This is a genomic window from Lysinibacillus sp. S1 (genome assembly GCF_044986265.1).
GTDB classification, from domain to species: domain Bacteria; phylum Bacillota; class Bacilli; order Bacillales_A; family Planococcaceae; genus Lysinibacillus; species Lysinibacillus capsici.
Genome location: NZ_CP173154.1, coordinates 2,082,079 through 2,100,841, shown reverse-complemented (window position 1 = coordinate 2,100,841; position 18,763 = coordinate 2,082,079). Strand labels below are relative to the sequence as shown.

General features: G+C 35.9%; 10 protein-coding genes and 1 pseudogene. 4 read left to right on the top strand and 7 right to left on the bottom strand.

Features of this window, described 5'->3' with window-relative positions; all coding sequences use genetic code 11:
- Positions 1-23: 23 nt before the first annotated feature.
- The 5 genes and pseudogenes from csaB to ACHZEU_RS10600 all read right to left on the bottom strand — a co-directional run bounded on the left by csaB (position 24) and on the right by ACHZEU_RS10600 (position 7,523).
- Positions 24-1,103, bottom strand: a pseudogene (gene csaB, locus ACHZEU_RS10620) (polysaccharide pyruvyl transferase CsaB).
- Entirely contained in the window at positions 1,103-3,016 is a 1,914-nt protein-coding gene (locus ACHZEU_RS10615; protein WP_404804479.1) for a DUF5693 family protein, read from the bottom strand. Before ACHZEU_RS10615 ends, csaB begins: the two are co-directional and overlap by 1 nt.
- A 20-nt stretch (positions 3,017-3,036) precedes the next feature.
- On the bottom strand, positions 3,037-4,593 hold the full coding sequence (locus ACHZEU_RS10610; protein WP_404804478.1) for an oligosaccharide flippase family protein: 1,557 nt from the start codon (positions 4,591-4,593) through the stop codon (positions 3,037-3,039).
- A complete protein-coding gene (locus ACHZEU_RS10605) occupies positions 4,590-5,330 on the bottom strand; it encodes a WecB/TagA/CpsF family glycosyltransferase (protein WP_404804477.1) in 741 nt (246 codons plus the stop codon). The genes ACHZEU_RS10610 and ACHZEU_RS10605 overlap by 4 nt, the downstream gene beginning before the upstream one ends.
- Positions 5,331-5,672: 342 nt before the next feature.
- Positions 5,673-7,523, bottom strand: coding sequence for an S-layer homology domain-containing protein (locus ACHZEU_RS10600; protein WP_404804476.1), 1,851 nt, complete (start codon positions 7,521-7,523; stop codon positions 5,673-5,675).
- Positions 7,524-7,606: 83 nt separating this feature from the next.
- On the opposite strand from ACHZEU_RS10600, the gene ACHZEU_RS10595 reads away from it, so the two are divergent.
- Together ACHZEU_RS10595 and ACHZEU_RS10590 are read left to right on the top strand one after the other, a co-directional pair.
- Positions 7,607-7,816, top strand: a complete 210-nt coding sequence (locus ACHZEU_RS10595) for a hypothetical protein (RefSeq protein ID WP_404804475.1) — start codon at positions 7,607-7,609, stop codon at positions 7,814-7,816.
- Positions 7,817-8,155: 339 nt separating this feature from the next.
- On the top strand, positions 8,156-11,962 hold the full coding sequence (locus tag ACHZEU_RS10590) for an S-layer homology domain-containing protein (protein ID WP_279493900.1): 3,807 nt from the start codon (positions 8,156-8,158) through the stop codon (positions 11,960-11,962).
- A gap of 1,666 nt (positions 11,963-13,628) precedes the next feature.
- Here the strand turns inward: ACHZEU_RS10590 and ACHZEU_RS10585 are convergent.
- Together ACHZEU_RS10585 and ACHZEU_RS10580 are read right to left on the bottom strand one after the other, a co-directional pair.
- Complete coding sequence (locus ACHZEU_RS10585) at positions 13,629-14,423, bottom strand: hypothetical protein (RefSeq protein WP_279493903.1); 795 nt, start codon at positions 14,421-14,423, stop codon at positions 13,629-13,631.
- A 375-nt stretch (positions 14,424-14,798) separates the two neighbouring features.
- A complete protein-coding gene (locus tag ACHZEU_RS10580) occupies positions 14,799-15,365 on the bottom strand; it encodes a hypothetical protein (RefSeq protein ID WP_279493906.1) in 567 nt (188 codons plus the stop codon).
- Between the two features lie 163 nt (positions 15,366-15,528).
- On the opposite strand from ACHZEU_RS10580, the gene ACHZEU_RS10575 reads away from it, so the two are divergent.
- Both ACHZEU_RS10575 and ACHZEU_RS10570 read left to right on the top strand, forming a co-directional pair.
- A complete protein-coding gene (locus ACHZEU_RS10575; protein WP_279493908.1) occupies positions 15,529-15,888 on the top strand; it encodes a hypothetical protein in 360 nt (119 codons plus the stop codon).
- 931 nt (positions 15,889-16,819) lie between these two features.
- Positions 16,820-18,712 carry a stalk domain-containing protein gene (locus tag ACHZEU_RS10570; protein ID WP_404804474.1) on the top strand — a complete coding sequence of 631 codons (1,893 nt, stop codon included), beginning with the start codon at positions 16,820-16,822 and terminating at the stop codon, positions 18,710-18,712.
- Positions 18,713-18,763 lie beyond the last annotated feature (51 nt).

The following is an 18,763-nucleotide window of genomic DNA, read 5'->3' as shown; positions in this document are numbered from 1 at the left end:
TGAAATTCATCATTTTTTAATGTTTATTTTGACAAAGCATCAATTGCTAATTTAGCAGKKGSAKTKGYKTCAKYKTGMAATGGGATGASGGSYTGGCGCATKTTKKCTWGAACTGTTGKATAGGATTMARGAATKKCTACAGCGTGTTCAAAAAATGTTACACCATTCCAATCATCAACCTCGACATGACCGATGACAGGCTGATCAACGATATCAGCAAACGCATCAATTTTCGGATCATACGAAATGGCAATAAACGGTGTCGCATAGATTGCCGAGAAAATTAAGGAGTGCAGTCGCATACCTATTAATAGTTGAGATTGACCAATCACTGCGATTTTTTCTTCAATAGATAAATCAGCAGGAGCAATCAAGCTCTTTTCCTTCATAAGTGCTGCTACTTCCTGTGAAGTAATAAAATCATGCTCACCATGCATAGGCMGGAAAACGATTTGCTCACCCTGACGTACTAATTCATCTAGGCTKTGTGCAATTTTTTCCTTGTAGGCAACAGCGGATGGCCAATCTCGAACGCTTACAGAGATATAGCTATCGGCTGACAAAGAGMYRTTTYYTAKMCACWYAYMMKRRMMSWCRWKACYGTTAAGTCCCATAACAGGATCTGGTACGATCTTTGTTTCTTTTCGCACACCGATCTCTGTTAAAAGAGCTAGAGAGGCTCTATCTCTGACTGTTATTTGTTCGACCTTATTAAAAACTGTACGAACAATAAATTTACTAAGTGGGTGATTAATCGGGCCCATACCTTGGGCGTAAACAAATACTGGCTTCTTCAACCATTTTGCGATTTGAATAACGCCCGCATAGTAAGGAATCGTTTTCATGCCTGTTTGATCCTGCATGAGACTACCGCCACCACTAATCAGTCCATCTGCTGTTTTAAGTAATTGACGAATTTCTTTCATTTTCCAACGGTTAATGGCTTTGACACCATATGTTTGCTCAGTAGCTGCTGGATTATTAGATAATACCGTGATTTCTATATCACTTTGCCACTTTTTTAAAGATTGGATAATGGACAGTAGAATGGCATCATCTCCGACATTATCAAATCCATAATAGCCAGATAAAACAACGTGCATTATGACCACCTCGCGATTGCCTTAGAAACCCAACGATAACCGATTTTGAAGATTAGGATAAACAAAAGTCCTACTACAAGACCTAGAGATACACTGTATAGTGTACGTAATACAGAAACAGCTACTGGGATGTGTAGATGAGTAAATGTATTCATGATGGATAAGAAACCGATAACACCTGGTACTAGGAGAATACTTCCCCATTTGCGATTAATCCCCATTACATAAAGCGCTAATATGAAGAATGGGAAACCAATTAAAAATTCCTTTGTTCTTGGTCGAACATACAATGTATTTTCTAGCCATTGTCTAAAGGCTAATTCCATATCACTTACAGAGCCAGAGTTACCTGTTCGGCTAATGTAAAATAATCCGACACCTGCCAACACAACGAGTAGTAGCACATGCCAATATTTTAATTCTTTATTTAACAATGTTACCGTATTTGATAAAGAGTTCTTAATGTTTTGTTCAGCTAGTCGGTTTATCTCAATCACTGTAAATAGTAAAACACCCATAATTGGAATAAGATAAACAAGCTTAACCCCTTTAAATACAGCAAAGCCTGTCATAAAGGCATTACCATTCAATAAGCCAATAACAATTACAATGCCAATAACGCTAATTGCTACTGCCTTTAAGTATTGGACCAATATGTTAGACACCTTCGTAGAACCTTGCGCTGATTTAATGACTGCATAGGTTGGGGCAAGGACTGCAATAATGAGTGCAAATGCTTGTAAAAATAGAGTACTTTTCAGGATAAAGTACGCAATCGCTAGTATAGCCATAAAGCCAGCAGCTGCGATACGAAGAGGCATCCATTTTACTAATTCTGAAATGATAAAGGTAAATAAAATACCTGCTACTAATACGGTTGCTGTGACCCAAGCTGGCACTATTACTTTATCAAATAGCTTTGGTTCACCTGCTTTGAAATGATCTGGCATTGTGTCATGCACACCATTTAGATAATCAATCGTTTCTTCTACATTTTCTTTGGCATTACCTGATGTTTTAATATGATAGAAAATAGAGCGAATATTACGCTCTTTGACAGCGCGTGTTGTACGGTCAATACTTGCATTTAGCTTTAATTTAGTCTCTCTATTGACATTGATGCTATGCAAACGAATCATCTTGTAATCCGTCATTTGAGCGATTTTACTTTCGCCTTTAAGTGGGTTACTTTCAATTGTGTAGAAGTAATAGCCAGCATCATTTAATTTTTCAACTAATTGATTGCCGTCTTCTTGTCCAAAACCAATAGCTTCATCACCTTGACCAAGTAAGCGGCCTGCTGAAGCCTCTTTTAAATCGACTAATTGATTGACCAACTTTTCATTAGCTACTTCATTATCTGCATTTTCCACCTTAAAGATGTGAGCTAGTCCATGCTTACTAATCATGTCAATAGCAGGCTGATCATAGCCAATTGGAGTTTTTAAATCAAAATTGTGGTTAGAAGCAGGAAGGAAATAGAAAGCTTCTTCTCCTATTTGTACTTCCTCTGGTTCAACGCTCTCTATGATCAGTTTTTGGTAGCTTTCGTTTTCAGGCACTCGAATATAATAGCCACTATTAGTGGTATCAACAGCATCTTTATAAGGTGTAAACAATAATTGTGCTGCTAACTCACTTTCTTTATAAACAGTAATTAAGTTTTGCTTTTCCATTTCCTTTAATGTTAAGGGCTCTAGACTCACAGTATTCAGCCCAGCATCCTTTAAGGAGGAAAGAATTTCATCCATTGTTAGGTCGCTATTTTTTTCTGCAGTTTGTATTTCATCATAGGGAATAACAATCTCATAAGCATCATTCGATTGCTCCGCATTCCACCTCTTCATGATACCTGTAGAGGAAACGACGAGTAAAAGAACAATGATTCCCCAAAGCCATTTCTGTTTTGACATAAGTGTCCTACCTCTCTTATTTATGAAAATCTTTTTCCGATAACAGGGATTTTCTTTAAATCTTGTTTATGAATAGCTTTCATCAGCCATAGTAGAAGGAAGTAAAGAGCTCCACCAACTACGATTGCGACAGTTAGATAGCCCATTGCCGACATTCTTGACCAATGTGTAAAGTCAAGCCAAAGTGTTGGTAATCCAACTGCTGCTCCCATTACAATTGAAGACACAATCATTTTCACCGTATTTTTTCCAAGGACAGTAAAGCGAATCGTACGATAAATAAAGACAGAATTCACAATAAATAACACAAAATACACGAGCAAGGTTGCATAGGCAGCTCCATCTAAACCAAATGCTTGAATAAGGAAGATGTTAGAAAACACCTTAAGGACAACACCGCTCAAAATAATGAGAGCTCCTGTTTTGGCAGCATTCATGCCCTGTAGAATACCTGTTCCTAGCAAAGTTAGTGATGTAAAGACAGAGCTTAGATTGATGATGGCTAACATTAAGCTCCCCTCTAAGTCTTTAAAAAGAGCTAGATTTAAAGGCAAGGTTAAGGCTAGTAGCCCAATCGCAGCTGGCCATGAAATAAGATGTGTCATACGATGAGTTTGCTCAATAATAGTGCGTGTTTCATCCAATTTACGCTCAGCTAGCTTCGTTGTAATCAACGGCACAAGCGGCAAGATAATTGAAGAAGCAAAAACAGTCGTAATTTGAACTAATGTAAGTCCTCGACCATAAATACCATAAAGGTAGCTAATTTCACTTGCATCTGCACCAGCACTTMTTAAGCCATATGTAACCGTAAAGGAATCKACAAAGTTAAAGAGTGCCATTGTCAMAGAACCGATCGCAATGGGAATAGAAATCTTTAAAATGGTTTTACTGTATTTAGAGAAATCCTTACCAGAATATTTTTCCTTACTCGTCACTTTTACCGAAGAACGGAAATATTTAAAGAGTAAATAGAAAAGTGAACCGAGGGCTCCTAATACAGAGCCTGCCATAATTCCACCAGYTACGATATCATTTGAATAATCCATTGCTACTAGGAAATACGCAACAATTAAAATTAATGCAACACGTACTAACTGCTCAATCACTTGAGAAATGGCAGTARGTCGCATATCCCCAAATCCTTGGAAAAATCCACGATAGACAGCCATATAGGGGGCTACCAGTAATGTAAGGGCAACAATAATTAAGGCAATCTCTGTTGAAGGTCCACCAAGTGCATTCGCTATCTGCTCTGAAAAGCCGTAAATGATTGTAAAACTAATGACGCCAAAGGATAATGCAAGGATTCTTGCAGTCACATAAATTTTCTTAATTTTAGCAGTATCATGACTCGTCCTAGCTTCGGCTATTAGCTTAGAAATAGCGATAGGGATACCCGCAACGGATAAATAAAGTGCTACCATATAAACAGGATAGACAAGACTAAAAATACCAAGTACTTCATCACCAGCAATATTTTGAAGTGGTATACGGAAGATACTTCCGATTACTTTGGAAAGTAAGGTGGCAATCGTCAGGATGAGTGTGCTTTTAACAAATGTTGACTGACTCATTTTGTTTTGCCCTGACCTTTAAACTTTAATGCAAATACCTTTAAAGCAAAGCGAGGGAGCACAAGCATTCTTCCAAACCGACTCGGCTGGCGTAACAGTCGATAGAGCCATTCAAGATTTAACTTTTGCCAAATTACTGGTGCACGTTTTACAGTACCAGCGATGACATCGAAGGAGCCACCTACACCGATAAATACACCCTTTGAAAATTTATCAAGATTTTCTGTTATCCATTTTTCCTGTCTTGGTACACCTAATGCCACAAATACAAGATCAGGCTGTAAAGTTGCAATTTCTTTTGCAAAATCATTATTATTCCAGTCGAAGTAGCCATCATGATAGCCAACGACATCAACGTTTGGATAGTTCTTATGAATATTAGCAACCGTCTTTTCGATAGTTTCCTTTTGAGCACCTAGTAAATAGATTTTAAAATGCTTTTGCTGACCWACCTCTAACAGACGTACCATSGTATCATAGCCAGTTACTCGCTCTGGAAGTGAATCTCCAAGGATTTGTGCAGCCTTAACGACACCAATGCCATCTGCACAAATGTATGTTGCCTGCTTTAAGTAATTCATGACATTTGGATTTTCATTTGCCTGCATGACAACTTCAGGATTGGCTGTCACAACGAAAGTTTTTTCTTGCTGTTCAATACGATTAACGAGTAMATCAACAAACCCTTGTTGACTAATATGTAAAAAGGGTACGCCCATAMTSGTTACATGCCTCATATAGTGTTCAAACCTTTCTGTAATTCCATTTTCACTGCAATCTATCATACCACAAAAGCAATATTGACAGGAAATTTTCGATAATGGGTTTAACGATGATTACCTAAAGTATAGCTCTTATTAGTAACGATTTTTACATGGTATAGCGATTGTCCTATTAAGCTTTTTTAGGACACTATTTTGACGTAGAATTTACTAAATTTTAGGGGGATAGTATGAAAATTATATCCTAAAATTTCGAGTTTCTTCTATTATATAGCGCTTTCATCTCGGTGATAAAAAATGACTAACAAAAAGAGTGCGAATTATCTTCGCACTCTTCTTTTGCGCATCCTATTAAAATCATTTTTTTACAATATAATCGCCATGTACCCAACCCGTTTTTCCGTTGTAAAGCACCTGATACCAGGCACCATTTTTTATAAACTCACCTTTATCGTCTACAACACCGATAATAAAGCCATTCGGTTTAACAGTACCTAAAATAGCACTTGTCGTAGATGGTTCACTTCGAACATTAAGTGTAATGTTCATATTAACAATTTGTAAGCCATTTTCAAGACTCACATAATCATCAATCACCCAGCCTTCTTGTCCATTGACACTTACTTTCAACCAACCACCATTTTCACCAAGAACTTTAAAGGAGGTATCCTTTGGCAAATTCGTAATAATCGAAGCATTATCTGCTGTATTTGGATACGTTCTCATATTGAGATTAATCGTCGTTTTACCAGTTGCTCCAGCTAACCCTAAATCCAATGCGTATTGCTTCGATGGACTCGGTAATGATGGAGCGGAAGATTGACTTTGATAGGCAGGCACATCAAACACTAGGTTTGTTGTCGTATGAGCACCAATTAATTCATAAATATCATAGATCTTTTTCGCTTGAATGACAGCCCACATCACATGTGTTGCATACTGGTGGACTGTCGGATTATCAGGATTCCAACGCATTTTATAGAGCGTATCCTGCCCCCTGCTAATATACTGATCCTTTACAAATTGGGCACCGCCGATAATGGCATCCTGAACAGTAAACCAGCCATTTGTATAAGCGCGCTCCGCACCATACTTATTAGCATCGGCATCTATAGCGCCAATACCGTAAGCATTGTAGGTTGTCTTAATAGCAGTTAATTTATCGCGATTTTCTGGTGTTGCTACCATCGGCTTGCCATTTGTATCTAAGCCAACCTCGATCCCTTTAATCAGTGCAGAACCACCATTGGCTGTTTCATGCAAKGCATGGGAGACTAAATAAATAGCATTGATTTTATTGTCTACACCAGCTTGAATGAARGCATCTGCTGTACCTACTAAGCTTCCTTTATTGGCAAGTACTTTATCATTTAGCTCTTTTGCACTCAGATTATTGACGACAGTAGATAATTTTAGGAATTGATAATAAGATGGGCTATCCTGCATAAAGCNTTTTGGGTGTACATAGTATGACACTAGTGCCTCGCTAGCCGTGAAAATGCCCGCACCATCGACCTTTGGATTATTCATTGTTTGTTTAGTTACTACAGAGGAGTAATCATATGAGTAATTCGTCGTCATATATTGCTTACCGCCTGTCCCAGGCGCCTCTAAATGGATTAAACGATAAAGCACGGTAGCTGCCTCAGCACGAGTTGTTTGAGCAAGAGGTGCAAATTGATTATTTGGCTTCCCAACAAGTAGTCCTGTTGTGACGACAGCTTGTACATCTGCATAGGCCCATTTGGCAATGCGCGCATTATCACTAAAAGCAATAGGGGAGGAAGATGTATTGATGTTTTGATAAGTAAGAGCTCTTTTTAACATAGCCGCCATTTCCTGACGATTAATGTGATTATTCGGATGGAACTTACCTTGCTCGTCACCTTTAATTAACCCGTGATAGCTTGCTTGCTCGACTACTCCGTAATACCAGTCACCTTTTTTAACATCTGTAAAGGTTGCCTGACTAGAAGCTGCTGGTAAGTTCAGTGTTCTAACAAGAAAGGCTGCAAATTCAGCACGAGTGACAGCATCATTCGGACGATATTGGCCGAATTCATCACCCTTCATTAAATCGTTGGTAATAAGATAGTTCATTTCATGGTAGGCCCAGTGCTTCGAAATATCTTCTGCTGAAGCGGTAGTTGGCGCAAGATATAACATGCCTGCTAGCACGGCCCCGTAAAGAGGAAATTTACGTTTCATTTTTTAAGCTCCCTTCAATAGCTGATATGTTCTATCAAACTATCAAAAGTGTAGCATAAAAAGTGGCAATCTATTATTACAACATGGGAACAGATAGATTAAGCTTTTTATTTAATAAAGAAGAAACTCATAAAGTTGTTGGGGAAGAGGCAGAATTCGCTAAGAAACGCCTTCTATATTTCGGTTTCTTTACAATTATAACTAAAATATTACGGGAGTCTTTAATTTTTGACAATTTAGTAACCATTCCAGAAAATGCTTGGTTATTATTGAGAGTAAKGTATAATAGGTAACGGAACTATATGTTACCAATCCAAATGAGGATATAATTAGTTGTAAGTTTAATGGTTTCTATTAAATACCATATTAGGTATGGTAAAAAAATCTTCTATAACTAAATTTATGTCCCAATGCTTGAATTTCGGAAAAGATAGTGTTATATTATTGTAGAAAGTGAATAAACTTACTAGAATGGTATTCTACTACGCTTTTTCTAGTAAATTTACTAACAAATTTGCTTTAGTTTTGTATTATTCAAGAAAGCTATAATACATACATTTAGGTAACTAGGCGGTACTATAGTTTTCGTTGGATTAATATCAATTTAAGGAATTTTAGGGAGGAATACATTAATGGCAAAGCAAAACAAAGGCCGTAAGTTCTTCGCGGCATCAGCAACAGCTGCATTAGTTGCATCGGCAATCGTACCTGTAGCATCTGCTGCGCAAGTAAACGACTATAACAAAATCTCTGGATACGCTAAAGAAGCAGTTCAATCTTTAGTTGACGCTGGTGTAATCCAAGGTGACACTAACGGGAACTTCAACCCACTTAACACAGTAACTCGTGCACAAGCTGCAGAAATCTTCACGAAAGCTCTAGAATTAGAAGCTGACGGCGATGTAAACTTCTCAGACGTTAAAAAAGGTGCTTGGTACTACAACTCAATCGCAGCAGTAGTAGCAAACGGCATTTTTGAAGGCGTAAGTGCAAACGAATTCGCTCCAAACAAATCTTTAACTCGTTCTGAAGCAGCTAAAGTTCTTGTAGATGCTTTCGGTTTAGAAGGTAGCGAAAGCCTAAGCCAATTCGCTGACGCTTCTCAAGTTAAACCATGGGCTAAAGATGCTCTAGAAACTGCTGTAGCAAACGGAATCTTCACTGGTTCTGAAGAAAACGGTAAATTAAACCTTAAACCAAACGCAGCGATCACTCGCCAAGACTTCGCAGTAGTATTCGCTCGTACGCTTGATCTAGCTGTTGAAACAGTTGATGCTTCTGTAAAAGCTATCAACGCTACAACTGTTGAAGTAACATTCGACGAAGAAGTTGATAACGTAGAAGCTCTTAAATTCAAAATCGATGGCTTAGAAGTTAAAAACGCTGCTGTTAAACAAACTAACAAAAATGTTGTTGTATTAACTACTGAAGCTCAAACTGCTGACAAAGAGTACGTTGTAACTCTTGATGGCGAAGAAATAGGTAAATTTAAAGGTATCGCAGCAGTAGTACCAACTGCTATCAACTTAACTACTACATCTGTACAAGGTGTTGTTGGTCAACAAGTATCTCTTAAAGCTGAAGTTAAAGTTGCAGAAGGTCAATCTAAAGCTGGTATCCCAGTAACATTTAACGTTGACCCATACGATTCTAACTCAGAAAAAGTAAGTTCATTAAACAAAGCACAAGTTGTTGAAGTAACAACTGATGAAAATGGTGTTGCTACTTACACGTATACTCAATACAATGCTGGTGCTGACCAAGTTGTAGCATACGCAACTGGCAACCCTGCTAACCGTAGCTTTGCAAAAGTTTACTGGGGAGTTAAACCAATTTTATCTCTTACTTCTAAAGAAGGTAATACTTTAGATAACGGTAAAGCAAAAACTTATACAGCTACTTATTTAGATCCTGTAACTGGTACTCCAGTTAAAAACCAAGAATTAAAAGTTACATTCAAAGAAAACATTGATGAGTCTGTAACTAACGATACAAATGCAGTAGCTACAGATGTAGCAACTGGTGCAACAGCTAAACCATTTGAATCAAAAACTGACCAACGCGTATTATCAGTTAAAACAAATGATAAAGGTGAAGCTACATTCACAGTTACTGGTGCAAACACTGCTGTAACTCCAATCGTTTACAAAGATAGCGATGCTTTAAATACTTCAGGTTGGAATCGTTTAGATGTTCGCGATTTACAAGTTAAAGCTGAAGAAACTAAATTTGTTGGTGGAGCTTATACATTCAAATTCAACAAAGAAGAGCAATTTGAAGCAGTAGCTGGTAAAGCATTTACTTATGAAGTAGAAGTATTAAAAGCTGACGGTAAACCATATGCAGGTGGTACAGCAACAGTTGCATTAAACGAATTAATCGACTCTAGCTTAACAACTAATACTGAAGCTTACATTGTAAATAACTCAAAGGTTAAACCTGTTTCTGGTAAAACTGGAGTTTACACTTTAACTCTTGATAAAGATGGCAAAGCTAAGTTTGACGTTAAAGCAGACAAAACTGAAGTAAGTGCAACTCCAGTAGTATGGATTGACATTAACTCAGCATCAAACGTTCAAGGTACTCTTGAAAAAGAAGAATCATTCAAACTTGCAGGTTCAGTAGTATTCCGCTCAGAAGTTATTGGAAGTGCAAAACTTGAAGATAAATCTGATGTAACTGGTGTCTTTGGCGTATCAGGTACTGGTTTACAACAACCAACATACAATATTCAATTATTAGACCAAGCTGGTAGTGAGTATTCTAAAAACGATTATGCGGTTAACCGTGTAACTTATACTCTTTCTAACACTGGTAACAGTGCTGTAGATTTAACATTAGCTCCTACAAACTTCAATGTTGATAGTATTTCTAACAACAATGGTTCTGCTAACTTAAATGTACACATTGCTGCAGGTCAATCAGTAACAGTAACTGGTCACACTACAACTAACCCTAAAAATGTTGCATTAAAAGTACAAAATGCAAAAGCCGGTAAAGTAGAAGTAACTGGAAGTGTTACTACAAGTGTTAAAGCTTCTAACGGTACTTGGACAACTAGCAATTCTTACTATTCTGCTGGAACAACAACTTCTGAGTGGGTAGATGCTACAGTAGCAGGTACTGAAGTAACTGGTCTAGTTAAAGGTTTCCAAACTGTAGATTTAGGTGCTGGTGAATGGGGTTACGCTCTAGTATTAGTTGATGGTACTTCTTCATACCAAATCGTGAAATACGGTCAATCTAACACTTACTTCACAGGTACACAAACAGACTTCAACCGTCTAACTTCTACTGATGCTAATGGTTTCGAAAAAGCAATTTCATTAGAAGACCGTCTGAACATTAAAAATTCAGAAGTTCGTCTAATTAATGTTGATGCTTCTAACAAAGATAGCCAAGCAAAAGGTAATGATACAAGTGTTGTTGGTACTGGAATTACTCAAGCTGTTGTTAACGCAGTAAATAGTGCGTCTAACACTGGTCAAGTGAAAGAAGCATTGAAAACAGTTAATGCGTTCAAAGCATTATCTGATGCAGATCAAAATGCTGTAGCAACTGCTCTTACACCAGCTCCAGGTACTTTATATACTGTTGATACTTTAACTACTGCATTCAACACTGCAATTAGCACACAAGTATTTGCACCAAAAGTAGCTGCTGTAAATGGTGCTGCAACTTATGCAGCTTTAATCGCTGCTGTTAAAGAAGTACCAGGTGCAGCTTCAAGCGTAACAGCATTAGAAGCAATTACTGATGTTAACGTTCAAGCTTATTTAGTTGGAACTTCTACATTTGTTGGTACTGATTCAACTACATTCAACACTTCTGTTACTGCTGAAATTGCTGCTGCAAAAGCTTCAGTAGATGCAGGTAAAGTTACTGCTGCTCTAGCTGCTGTAAATACTGCTTTAGGCAATGTTGTTTCAGCAACTGATGCACCAACAGTTACTGCTGCTATTCAAGCGTTAAATGATAATGCTGCTACACTACAGCTTACTTTAACTTCTTTCAATAGCTTAGATGCTACTAAGAAAGCACTTGTAGTTGATGCTCTTGCAAATAACTATACAACTGCACAAGGATTACAAACTGCAATTAATAACTTGGTTGCTTCTGCTAATGATGTTACAGCTCCAACAATTCAATCTATTGCAACTGATGGATCTGATGTTGTAATTACATTCAGTGAGAATGTAAATGTAACAGGTACTGCTACTATTGATTTCGTAGCTGGTGCTACACAAGCTACAGTAGTAGCAACTGGTGCTGCAACTGCTTCAGGTAACACAGTAACATTTACTTTAACTGGTGCTCCAACTAACTTTGTAAGTGGTGTAACAGTTAATGGAATTACTGGATTAACAGTAACTGATACTGCATTAACACCAAATACAGTTACGTTTACTGGTTTAAACATTACTACAGTAGCTAAATAAAATTAATTCTTTAAAGAAGTTGTCGATTTTCGACAACTTCTTTTTTTATTTTAATAAATTGTAAATAATGAGAGTATTTATCTATTCCTGATTATCAAGTCTGAAAATATACATTTATAATTAAACTCAGTGTTTTAATTTTTTAATCGATAACTTGATGTAGATATTCCTTAAATATAATATACATAATATTTGAAATTAGGCATTTCAGTTTTTTGCAAGGAAGGTAGACAGTATTTTAAGTAGAAAAAAGAGATTAGAATACTTAGGGAATTTAAAATTTAAAAATTTTTCAAGTTAAGTCATATCCGTAATAACACACACATCTAACAGTTAATATATTATTGATAGAGAAATTTAAGAGCCTTTATTCCTTTTTTAGGAGTGAAGGCTTTTTATGTCTGAGGAGTAATTCATATAGTAGAGAAACAATATGCATTTGTAAGTAAAAGGAAGTTTAGAGGATCGAATCATTACAACAATTTATAGAAGGCATGAGTAGGTTAATAGGAAAGATAAACTTAATATAACAGTTAACAATAATGTTAACACATGCTGGAGATGTAAGAATGAAAGAAAGGATGGTAACATATGACCGATATTACAAGGAAATATTGGATTAGCACTCATGAGGGAATTCCCAAACAAACGAGAAAGATAATAAATGAATATTTACTAAGTTTAAAATTAGCGAATAAAGCGGAAGCAACGATTTCAAAATATCGTTCGTTCTTAGAGCGATTTTGTAGCGAGTGTTTAGTTGAGTTGGACTCGCTAACCTCCGAAGACTGTTGTATTAACAGTAACTGATGGAGCTACTGGAATCGATTTAGGTGCTGCAGCTAACCAAGGTGCAACTTATACATTCACTGCAACAGTAACTAAAACAGACTTCTTTGCTAAAGACGTAATTGTTGAAGTTAAATACAATGGTACTTACTGGGTAGTGGTAGTTAAATAATCCACATTCCTGTTAGTTACTAGTCTAATTTAATTTCAAATAATTCTAAAACCCAATCGATATTTTCGATTGGGTTTTTTAAATGAAAAAAGAATAATTCTTTGAATTCAGAAGACGTCTTAGTAAATCCCTCTTACTTCAAATAAATCTTGAAGTAAGAAGTCACACTCTTAACTCTCTACTACTTTTTTTAAAAGAACATAAAATTCCTTTAACTCATATCATAGTATTGAAAGGATTTTACCAGATTTTTTAAACAAAAAATATTTTATTGAACAAATAGTTTAATAGAATGAAGTCTTTATTTTATTAATAGAATTAGAAGCTATTTATGTTTTAAATTCAAAGCAGAGAAATATCATGTAACTGCAAGCTTGATATTGTGTTGTTTAAGTTAATCCGTAAGAAAACAGTCCGTTACAAAAACAGCACTATTTGATTACCTAATAAAGTCAACTTACTATCTCAACAAATGCTCATAAATGGTGACAAAGGATTTTCTATCAATTTATATAAAATATTAATAAAGGTTCCAAAGATATATAGAATATTTAACTGATTTTGTTTAAAAATCATTTTTTAAAAATTCATAATAAATTCTCTAAAAGAATGATTAAATGGTCTATATGACTCACACTTGTCATAGGAAAAAAACTTACGAGAGGGGTTAAAAGCCTGTAATCTTTTTATAAGTCAACAAGTCTACTAGAAATTTTCAATAAATTCGTTGTAAGAAAGTACTTTTGTATTTATTTTTAAAAAATGATAAACAGCTTTACATTTCTCTCTAAATTTGTTGTCCTCAACAATAAAAAAATCACATTGACTAGCATAAATTGCATGTGAAACATCATGCATTCTAGAACGCGCCTTTTTCGCGGCTTCTGGTCTAAAGCCAACTATTTCAAGAACATTAAACAAAACAGCAATAGAATGCTGTAATTCAGTAAAATTTTTTTTAGTTGCGGAATTTAATGTTTTTCTTAAAGACTGTAAAAATACTGGATTGTTTATTGCTAGTTCTTCTACAAATAAAAACACATCAGCATGATTAAATATTTCATCAAAAGGGATATTACTCATTTTTTTAGGGTCAAAATTTAACTCTTTACATTGTGATTTGAATAGGGAGAATTGAGATTTTTCATGTTCTTCAGCTTTTTTACTTAGATCTAGTGATTCTGTTACGCGTTTTAAAACAGTTGCAGCAGACTCTTGTACCTTAACTAGTTTGTTTGTATCCGTGGGTCTGAAAGTATGAAATTCAAACAATGTATCGATATCATTTTTATGTGATTGAATATGCTCGAACTTTTCAGATGGAATGTTCGCAACTTCCTCTAAGTACGGGGGACCATAACAATAATTATACTGTGTTTTTTTATTATGAAGTATTTCCCTAACATCTTGATGATTTCTGTAATTGATAAAGACATTATAATCTAAGTAAACGGTACTTTGGATACTTTCTTCATTTGATTTCAAATGATTAGTAATCATTACATAACATCCTTTCTTTTAAATATCCCTTGCTATACGGATTAATGATCAAAAAAAGTTTCAATTATATAGAATTAAAAAACCTTTTAACAAGAGGATGCGAAACTATTTTTACAGCTCATTGCTATTCGTTATGAGAAACGTAGAATAAGCACGAATTCAGTATTTATTCAATAGAAGCACAATTAGCTTTGACAAAAGAACAAAATAAAAAGTCTACAAGTCAAATTGAAGTACTAACAGAGTAAGTTTGTCAGCTAACGAAAATGATATTTATGGCTCACGCTCAGAAAAGAAGAAATACTAAGCACTAGATGGACAATACTCGCTTTTTTTATTAGTATTCTCCTTCAGTTGTCTATTTGGATTATGGGTCTATTTTTTTTCTGAATAATACCTAGTAAGTGCTTCTGCGGCTTTAAGGCGAATTTCTGTATTATGATCGTCTAGTAATACCTCCAATACATGTATGGCTTTATCTAGAATGGGATTGCTGTTTTCCTCATTCTTGGTATTGGATTCATTATTTATAAGGCCTTCAACAATGGAACGATGTTTTGTGATATTAGCAATGGTTCCTGGATATCTCAATGAGCCTCTGAGTTCTTCAGGTAATTGACTTCTCAATAGTGGCTTCTTATCAAAGAACCATGTTACTTTTCGTTGATGGGGATAGAATCCATCATTTGGCTTATCGACAGCTGGTTCATGATAATAATCACTAGTGATTTCTCCAATATATACATCCTTTTTATTATCATCAGGAACAATGACATAATCTCCAACATTCATCATTAATACAAACAAATTAACATTTCCAATTCCTTCAGACCAATCTTCTTGGTCTAATATACCCTTTAATTCATCATAGCTTTTCCCTGTAAACGACTTTCCTGCTGGATAACCAATTGCAATGAATCCATCATCCAAGAATTGTTTCATTCTGTTAATGCTATGTGGCATAGGTCGTAGTATCCAAACATTTTTTTCAATAATTATCTTAAACACTCCTTCAATATGTAATCACATCTGTTTACATATTATAATAACTATGTTATCTTTAAATTGCAAGTATTACCAATTACGTGTTAATGGAGGAATTCTTATGTTGTATTCAATTGAAGGAAAGAGAATGGCAAAAGTACCCCATTATGATAAGTTCCTGTTTTACTATGACAAAATGGATAAGGGAAAGTTGGACCAAATCATTTACCACTTAGCAACTATAATTGAGAATGAGGAAGTTTTTAATTCGAGTTACTTACCTCCAAAGCATTGGAAGGGCAGTGTGTTCTATCCTATTTATGAACTGATACAAGATAAACAAACATCAGCATTCTTCTATGGTCAATTATTATGGAAACTTATCATGGAAGACGAGAAAAAGTGGATGTTTCAGCAAGCAGATAATACATTAGGTAAACTATATTTCTTAGTGGAAAATCCCGACAAACTAACTGGTTAACGTAAAAAACAATGATTTATATATATGCAAGCTCAAGATATAGTTGGTTGGACAAAACGGTTTATTTTTTATCTCTCTGTATTTGTGTTAGAGGAACTGAGGAATATTGGGGATTGCTTGGCACCCATCGGATACGTGGTATTTTAGTTTTTATTAGGTGAATGGGGAGCGGACATCCTCCAGCAACATATTTACTCCGGATTTGGTTATGATTGAGTCTGTATAACGACTATACTATACCCTATAAGATAGAAACTTTGAGAAAATCTATCTTATAGGGTACTTTTGTTTAAAATGAGAAAAAGATAATGGGGATAAGCGACAAAATATTATTTACTAAAAAAGAAAAAGAACAACTAAACTGTAATCCTAAATATCTAGGCTCTTTTAGTGATAAAGCAATTACTTATAGAGGAATTTAAATGCCATTTTATTGAAGGGAATGACATAAGCAAACTCCTAAAGAATGAATTTTGAGGACGCTGGCTTAAACGTTGAACGGATTGTCTTAAAACGCCTTAGTTTAGCAGGTAAGCGTCGGTGTGCAACTTATCGTGTGACACATCTAATACTCTTTTAGATAGATTGTTATTTCTAGCATAATACATTATTCATATAGTTTACCCCAATAATGCGACTCAATCGTTCAATTTCTCAAAAAGAAATTGATAATTATGTAACTTTTTGAGGCTATTACTAGTCTACCTTATAGAGAAGTTTGATGTACTAATAGTGTGAAAGCAACCAAAAGAAGTTTTATAGAAAATGATCGTGCAAATTGGAAAAATCTTTTACATTATATGAAGCTTTCGAAGGAGAAAGGCTAGCACTCTAGTACCGAATTCTACTCTTTTCGATATAAATCCCACATTTTAGGGGTTTTTCGTGTTAAGATGATAAAGACTATTGTAAGAGGAAAAAGGAGATTAAGATGTTTAAGAAACTTAGGACTACATGTATTGTATCAGCAGTTGCGTTGGCTACGATTTTGCCAGGACAAGCGTCTGCATTAGCGACTAGTAACAATGGAATTCAGATAAAAAACAATGTTTCGATTACGATTAATGGAGAGACGATTCAAGTTAATGATCCTATTTTAAATAAATCGGATTTCTTATTATTACCAATGCGTGCATTATATGAAGCGGTTGGCGCAAGTGTGGATTGGGATAAGGAAACATTGACTGCATCGGCGATTCGCAATGGTAAGATGGTTGATTTAACGATCGATTCGATGACTGCTTTAATAGACGGAGAAGAGGTTGCAATGGATGTTGCGCCATTTATGTATAAGGATCGTACTTATATGCCATTACGTTTCGTCAGCGAAAACTTTGATGGTATTGTTAATTGGGATGAGGCTACCCAATCGGTAGATATTACATTATCAGATGAAACAACAGCACCACCGCAGGAAGATCCATATATCTTACATATCAATAACAAACGTATTGTCATGAAAGATCCGATTGTTTCAAAAGATGGAAGAACCTATTTACCTGCTAGCTATATTTATGATTATTTAGATGATTCATCTGGTACTTGGCAACCTGATGGTTCCTTTGAATTGTTAATTGGTGGGATGAGCTTTATTTTTAATGATAACAGCAATCAGGCTTTGGTTAACAATGAAGCAGTGACAATGATCGAAAAGCCATTTATACAAAAAGGCAAAATGTATATTCCTACCAAGTTTCTTGTGGATGCATTAGGCGGAAATTTACGCTATATCACAGAGAAAAAAGAAATGTATATTTATGTTTACCGTTATATGTTTACAAGCCCCTTCCTAGATAAATCATATGGCACGACGTCATCACCAGAGGCTGTTCCTTCTGCTCGTTTAGAGGGGGATCGTGATTTATTTATTAGTGATAATCCCGAAACGTTAACACGTAAGCTTGTGCCAATGAATAATGCGACGCTTGCCCAATATGATGTCAAACCAACTGCGGCAACGAATAAGCATCGTGTTTTTGGCTGGCATTACAACACATTAGGTACGGATGTCACTCTTGGCATTACCGTTCAAAACAAGTCTACGACAGAGAGCATTAAAGTGACTGACTCGAAGGGCATTAGCCAAAAAACGGGTAATAGCTGGGTAGGTCATGACCTAGGTTTGTCAATTGCGGACGCTACTTTAAATAACAAGCTTCAAAAATCAGAAAGTAGTGGTATTGTCATTGCACCAGGGGAAACAAAGATCATTGAAACATACGATTTACACTATGATTATATTATCGGCTTTTTACATGATTTAGATATTCAAGCAGTCAATGGTGGAAAGCCAGAGTATACGATTCGTACTGTGCTTTCAAAAGATAATACAGATTTAACAACAATCCAATCAGAACAGGTTGCCGTGGATGAGTATGCGAAGCATCCAAGGGGTGCGTGGCCAAGTGCTACCATTCTAGCAGAGCTACCAGCCTATACAGTAGATACTCCAGAGGTAGGCTATAACATTTCCAATGGCCGTACAGACCATTTACAAACAGCTGAAAATTCATTTTCTCAAATCAATGGTGCTGTAGGAAACCCAGGTCACTTCGGTATGAACTATAAAGTATCCATTCCTGTTGTCAATCCAACAGGCTCTACAAAAACGATTAAGCTGAAGTTAGCTGGTCGAGGAGGATTATACAGCGGAGCGATTAAGGTGAATGGCAAAGTGTATTTAGTGCCTTCTTTAAGAGTAGGGGCAGAGTATGTTGAATTACCAGATTTCAAAATGAAGGGTTCAAAAGATACGATTGAATTAGAACTAATGCATGCTGGTGGTGTCAACCTTCCAGTAGCAATCTATGTAGAAACAAAATAAAAAAGTCACTGGCACGGGTCACGTGACATGGTACGTGCCATACTTTGAATT